This window comes from Christensenella hongkongensis (genome assembly GCF_000981035.1).
Classification (GTDB): Bacteria; Bacillota; Clostridia; order Christensenellales; family Christensenellaceae; genus Christensenella; species Christensenella hongkongensis.
In genome coordinates, this window is sequence record NZ_LAYJ01000112.1 from 421,237 (window position 1) to 427,854 (window position 6,618).

Sequence of the window (6,618 nt, forward strand, 5' to 3'; positions counted from 1 at the left end):
TGAGATACCATTGCAGAAGTAATAACTGAAGCAGTTGAGGGGGCAATATGGGTTATTTAATCGGAATTGATGTAGGAACATCAGGGACAAAGACGGTGTTGTTTGACGAAAGCGGAGCTGTTAAGGCGAGCGCAACAGCAGAATATCCTCTTTATCAGCCGCAAAACGGCTGGGCTGAGCAAGAACCGCGCGACTGGTGGAACGCGGTATGCGAAACGGTTGCACAGATAATCGGTACGTCGGGCATACAGGCGAAAGAGATCAGAGGAGTGGGCATTTCCGGTCAGATGCACGGGCTGGTTATGCTCACAAAAGAGGGCGAAGTGATTCGCAACGCCATTTTATGGTGCGACGGCAGAACGAGTGAGGAATGCGAGGAAATCACTCAGGCTGTGGGGAAAGAACGTTTAATTGAAATCACGGCAAACCCTGCGGTTACAGGTTTTACGGCGGGCAAGATACTTTGGGTGAGAAAGCATGAACCGCAAAATTATGAGCGCTGCGCGCACATCCTTTTACCCAAGGATTACATTCGGTATATGTTAACGGGCGAGTATGCGACGGAGGTAAGCGACGCGTCAGGTATGAATATGCTCGATATTACCAAGCGCAAATGGTCTGAGGAGATTCTCGATAAGCTCGAAATCGACAGTGCGATACTTGGAAGGATGTATGAATCGTGTGAGATTACGGGAACGGTGAGCGAGCAGGCAGCGCGGCTTACGGGACTTGCGCCGGGTACGCTTGTGGTGGGCGGCGCGGGAGACAATGCCGCTGCCGCGGTAGGCACAGGGGTTGTAAGGGAGGGGAAGGCGTTTACGACCATTGGAACATCGGGCGTTATTTTTGCGCATTCCAATCGCGTGACGATAGATAAAGCGGGCCGGGTACATACATTTTGCGCGGCGGTTCCGGATGCGTGGGCAGTGATGAGCTGCACGCTCGCGGCAGGATTTTCTTTGAAATGGTATCGAGATACCTTTTGCACAGCGGAAATAGAAGTGGCGCAGGGCATAGGGGTGGATTCGTATTTGCTTCTCAATGAGCAGATTGCCCGCCTGCCGATTGGTTCGGACAAGCTTGTTTTTGCGCCGTATTTGATGGGAGAACGCTCCCCGTTGCTCGATGAAAACGCGCGCGGGGTGTTTTTCGGCCTTTCTGCACGGCATACGAAATATCATTTGTTACGGGCTGTGATGGAAGGGGTGACCTTCTCTCAGCGTCAGTGTTACGACGTCTTACGTGAAATGGGCGTGCCTTTTACCCAGATGCTTGCGACGGGCGGCGGCGGGAAAAGTCCGCTGTGGAGGCAGATGCTCGCGGATGTGTACGGCTGTCCGGTTATAACGCTGAAAGCGCAGGAAGGGCCGGCATTGGGCGTAGCAGTTCTTGCGGGCGTGGGCGCGGGCGTTTATGCGAGCGTTGAGGAAGGATGCGAGGCCGTTATTCAGGTGGATACAGAGCAAAGGCCTGATACTGCCTGTTCTGCGGAATATGAAAAATATTACAGGCTGTATCAAAAAATATACCCGGCCTTAAAAGAACAGTTTCAGCAGCTGGCGGAAATAGAATGTGAAAAAATATAAATACAGATATAACAAGAACGTACAAGGTGATTTATGTGCCGCCCTGCATAAGGGCACAAGGAAATAAAGAAAGCCGGAAGCGGCGCACATATCAGAATTTTGAGCGAAAATACAGACCATATACATGGAAAAGGAGAATAAGATAATGAACAATATACCAGAAGTAAAACTTGGCGTGATTGCGGTCAGCAGAGATTGTTTTGTGATCTCTCTTTCGGAGTGCAGAAGAAGTGCTGTTGTGGCGAAGTGCAAGCAGGAGTGCGGAATAGAAGTATTCGAGGCAAAAACGACGGTGGAAAATGAGAAGGATATGCTTCAAGCTGTCGAAGAAGTAAAAGCAGCAGGCTGCAACACATTGCTTGTATTCCTTGGAAACTTTGGACCGGAAACACCGGAGACGTTGATTGCAAAGAATTTTGACGGCCCTGTCATGTATGCGGCGGCCGCAGAAGAAGGAGATTTGATACAAGGACGCGGAGATGCTTATTGTGGTATGCTCAACTGTTCATACAATTTAGGGCTGCGCAAACTCAAAGCGGTTATTCCGGAGTATCCGGTTGGTACGGCTTCTGACATTGCAGGAATGATAGCAGAATTTATTCCTGTGGCAAGGGCGATAATAGGTCTTGCATCTCTGAAGGTGATCGCTTTCGGACCGCGTCCGCAGGACTTTTTCGCATGCAATGCTCCCATTAAAGGGCTTTATGATCTTGGCATAGAGATCGAGGAAAATTCGGAGCTTGATCTTCTGATGGCGTATCGGCAGCACGCAGGGGATAAGCGGATTCAAAGCATCGTTGAGGATATGGCAGCCGAACTTGGAATGGAGGGAAACCAATATCCGGATCTGTTGCCGCGTATGGCGCAGTACGAGCTTACGCTTATGGATTGGACAGACGCACACAAGGGGGCGCGTAAGTATGTTGCGTTTGCAAACAAGTGTTGGCCGGCATTTCCTGTAGAATTCGGATTTGAGCCTTGCTATGTCAACAGCAGGCTTGCATCAAGAGGGGTTCCGGTGGCGTGTGAGGTAGATATTTATGGCGCTGTCAGCGAGTATATTGGCGCGTGTGTTACCAAAGATGCGGTTACGCTCCTCGATATTAATAATTCCGTACCAAAAGAAATGTTTGAGAACGACATCAAAAACAAATATGATTATACGTTGAAGGACACTTTCATGGGGTTTCATTGTGGAAACACTCCATTTTGCAAGCTTTCCAAGGGCGCTGTGAAATACCAGCTGATTCAAAACAGGTTATTGGAGGACGGCGGCCAGCCGGATATTACGCGGGGGACGTTGGAAGGCGATATTCTGCCCGGAGAAATTACATTTTTCCGGCTGCACGCAAATGCAGATGCCTCTTTGCAGGCGTATATAGCGCAAGGGGAAGTGTTGCCTGTTCCAACACAGTCGTTTGGAGGAATCGGTGTGTTCGCGATTCCGCAGATGGGACGTTTCTACAGGCATGTATTGATTGAAAAGAGGTATCCGCATCACGGCGCTATCGCATTTGGACATGTGGGAAAAGCACTTTTTACGGTTATGAATTATCTTGGTGTGGATGATATTGCATTTAACCAGCCGCAGGGAATGCTTTATAAGACAGAAAATCCTTTTTAGCGGATTGAAAATGGAACGAGAAAAATTCGTTGCTGCAGGAGGGAGATATTGTGACGATTTCGCCTTGATAGGGATAACGGCAATATTGTCGAGCATTTCGTAACTGCCAGGCCATTTGCGTCGTATCCTGCAAGCTGTCCTCAGCGTCATCGCCGGATAGTCTTGCAGGCGCGGCTGATAAGGACGCTTAAATTCCGCTTGACAGCATCGGCGAAATGAAAATACCAATTATGATCTATGGATAGAGATTCATTTTGATATCTGTACAAAAACGGGGTACGGTGATATACTTTCATTAAAGACAAAATGAATTGTAGGTATGGCCATGAACAAGGGGAGTCCAAAGAGTGGGTTGGATTCGCTTCTGAAGCATTATCCGTCCAGAAAATATTTAAAAAAATCAAAGTTAAAGACAAATATAAAAGTGCATATGGTGAATTTTGGCTTTTGGGATATCTGACTTGACAGGTATCCTTTTGTTTTATAAGAATCCGTTGGTTATCGTAACAATAGCGAAAAGTGTGGGGTTGGCGTTATGAAAAAGAATTGGGGAGCTAAATTCTATATCGGAGCAGTCTCGATAGCGTTTTGTATCGTGACTATAATGCAGCCGTTTGCTGTTGCATATGCCGAATCGGGCGTGGGTCGGGTAGAAAATGTCGCCGAAGGGATTACTGTGCGGCAAAACTGGAATGGCAGTAAAACCCTCACAATGGAACTCACGGACGAACAGATGGAAGCAATGGAACCGGACGACAGTGATGCGCTTCTGGTCGATCGGGGTGACGCTATCACAAGCACCAGTGAAACCGTAGATGCGGAAATCAACAATGATTTTAAGCAGAACGACGAACTGGTTACCGTTGCAAAGGATGGGACAAGTATTTCGATTGCGCCTATTGTGGACGAATCAAATTTTGAGCAGGAGAAAATACCGAAATCGCCCGATGATTTGACAGGCAGCGAAGAAGCAGAAAGTGCTGCGCCACAGAATCCAGAAATGCCTGTAAATGAATCGGAAGAGCCTGTGCAGCCGGAAACGCAGGAAGCGGGGTTAACGGACATAACAAATGAAAAAGCAAGAAACAGCCTGCCGCCGGAAGCAACCGCCAATGGTGAAATTGAAGAGATTCCCTCGTCGGAAGCGGTTCAAGAAGCTAAAGCAGCGGAAAATTTAACACCGGATGAAGCAGCAGGGCAAGAGCCTGCTGCGGTTCCAACCCAGGAAGCATCGGAACCATCAGCAACCCTGGTCTCGGAAGAAGATAGTAAGCCGGAATTGCGTAAGGAAGGATATTCGGGAAGCGCGTTTGAAAGCGCGACCTATGAGGGCGTTTTTGATCCGGTGACCGACCTTCGTCTTAAAGCCAAAGAGAATGGGATCAAAGAAGATATCATTATCAATGAATATACGGAAAACAATGTATTCGAATACCGGATCGACCTTAACGGCCTCACGCCGGAGCAGAAAGGACAGGAAATTCTTTTAAGTGACAGCGATGGAGTCACTGTTGCACGGATTGCCGCGCCCTTTATGACAGACGCGGCAGGCGCATACAGTGAAGATATTGCCGTATCGATCCGGCAGGACGGGAATTCATATATTATCCGCTACGAGTTAAGCAGTTCATGGCTTACCCCGGAACGCGCATACCCTGTGATCGTCGATCCATCGGTATATTATGATTCTGTAGGCGCCGCATCCCTTGGATTGGAAGACAATTATGTCAGCAACACAAGCCCCGATACGGTCAATACATACAACAGGGAATATTTCAGGGTAGGAAACGATGCGATTGCGATCAACCAGGCATACATTCGATGCGTGATACCACAGGATATTGTAGATAAAAGCAATAATATCCTGATTCAGCATGCGCAGGTCAGTATGTACGAACGCTCCGGCAAGACGAGTGGCAATACCTTTTCGATCCATCGGGTAGAAAGCAGTTGGAATTCCAGGACCATCACATGGAACAATTCCCCGCACATTTTAGATAAAGCATACGATACCCAATATGTCAACGGCAGCGGATGGTATAGCTGGAACCTGACTGAAATGTTTGGGGAATATTTCAATACGTTCAATCAGGTCGAGAAAACGGATTTGCCCTGATATGTGATGCAAATGATTATGGAGATTACCGTGAGTTTGTCTCGGCAGATACGCCTTCCTACCGTATGACGTTCTCTATGACATATTTTGAGGGCATCCCGAATCCAAGGGTAAGGGCAACGCCGCATACAAATGGCGTCAATTCCGGCAGTGGGTACTTTGACGTAAACTGGAACAGCGTGGAAGGCGCGGGCGGATACTATTTGGGTATTTGGGACGGAAAAGAGTACGAATATCTTAACGTAGGGAACACTACATCATTTACAACGAGAGGAAGAACTATTTGGCCGACCACAGGGGAAATAAACGCAGGAGCATGTAAACTGCATCTGGGCGGCGGCGGAGTAGAACTGCCTATGATCCCCGCTCATTTATATGCAAAGAACAATCCCGGAAGCAGTTACGCCAACGACCTCAACTATTATTTCAAGGTGGTTCCGCATAACGGAACGGGACAGGCGCCGAATCCGGCATTATTCAGTGAAGCATCCGGTGTTTTGCCGGATACCGTAGCCCCAAATAAACCATCGGCTGTCACCGTTAATCCGTCGGGTTATACAAATGCGGCCAACATAACGGTATCGTGGTCGGGAATTACAGACTACAATAATACGTCCGGCGGCGCGCAAACAACATTGAGCGGCGGGCAGATCGAATACCTGATCGATGGGGATAGCCCGGCCGGGGCATGGAAAACAACAGGGAAAAATACTGCTTAGTGCAGAAATATGTATTTTTAAACAGCCTACTGAAAGAAATATCGAGCACCTATGGCCCAGTTGGATAAGGCGATCGCCTCCGACGCGATAGAACGCAGGTTCAAGTCCTGCTAGGTGCACCAAAAAACTCTCGTAAATTGCGGGAGTTTTTTTATGCAAATTTTTAATTTAGCTACAGTATTGGAATCGGGCGTGGTCTAAGAAACTACGCCTTTCTTATTACAAATTTGAATCTTAATAGTTCTGTTTTTTGCCGTTTAAGCCGTAGTGTTTTACAGTGGAAGTACCAAGAGACCTGCAAAGAAAAGTCAAGGCGGAAATGAATAAAAAATGAAAGGTAAAAAATGGAACATCAAATAAAACCACCCTGAAATAAGCCGGTAAGCCAAGCAAAAAGAATATGTGGGCTACTGAACCGCCAAACTGCCTAGATGCTCCTTAACCCGTGCGTAGTAGATACGCAGGAACTTGTTGGCTCCTGCCATCATGTAGACGTAATAATGCTTACCCTCGCCGCGTTTTTTGTCAAGATATTGGAATACAGCATCATGAGAGGGCGCGTGTTTGAGCAGG

4 protein-coding genes, 1 tRNA gene and 1 pseudogene are annotated in these 6,618 nt (G+C 47.8%); 5 read left to right on the top strand and 1 reads right to left on the bottom strand.

From position 1 onward, the window contains the following. The first annotated feature begins 47 nt into the window (after positions 1 to 47). The 5 genes from xylB (at position 48) to CHK_RS12020 (ending at position 6,167) form a co-directional block, all read left to right on the top strand. Entirely contained in the window at positions 48 to 1,586 is a 1,539-nt protein-coding gene (xylB, locus tag CHK_RS12000; RefSeq protein WP_046444270.1) for a xylulokinase, read from the top strand. A gap of 142 nt (positions 1,587 to 1,728) precedes the next feature. Continuing rightward, positions 1,729 to 3,210, top strand: coding sequence for an L-fucose/L-arabinose isomerase family protein (locus CHK_RS12005; protein WP_046444323.1), 1,482 nt, complete (start codon positions 1,729 to 1,731; stop codon positions 3,208 to 3,210). 535 nt (positions 3,211 to 3,745) lie between these two features. Continuing rightward, positions 3,746 to 5,326, top strand: coding sequence for a DNRLRE domain-containing protein (locus tag CHK_RS12010; protein ID WP_046444271.1), 1,581 nt, complete (start codon positions 3,746 to 3,748; stop codon positions 5,324 to 5,326). Positions 5,327 to 5,403: 77 nt separating this feature from the next. Next, positions 5,404 to 6,045, top strand: coding sequence for a hypothetical protein (locus CHK_RS12015; RefSeq protein WP_046444272.1), 642 nt, complete (start codon positions 5,404 to 5,406; stop codon positions 6,043 to 6,045). Positions 6,046 to 6,090: 45 nt separating this feature from the next. Beyond that, positions 6,091 to 6,167: transfer RNA gene (locus CHK_RS12020), tRNA-Arg, on the top strand. Between the two features lie 285 nt (positions 6,168 to 6,452). Here CHK_RS12020 and CHK_RS16950 read toward each other — a convergent pair. After that, positions 6,453 to 6,618, bottom strand: a pseudogene (locus tag CHK_RS16950) (IS110 family transposase); the annotation flags it as partial.

What these genes read in the sequence shown, in the direction of transcription:
- xylB (WP_046444270.1), top strand. Translation starts at nt 48, where the DNA reads ATGGGTTATTTAATCGGAATTGATGTAGGAACATCAGGGACAAAGACG.
- CHK_RS12015 (WP_046444272.1), top strand. Translation starts at nt 5,404, where the DNA reads ATGACATATTTTGAGGGCATCCCGAATCCAAGGGTAAGGGCAACGCCG.
- CHK_RS12010 (WP_046444271.1), top strand. Translation starts at nt 3,746, where the DNA reads ATGAAAAAGAATTGGGGAGCTAAATTCTATATCGGAGCAGTCTCGATA.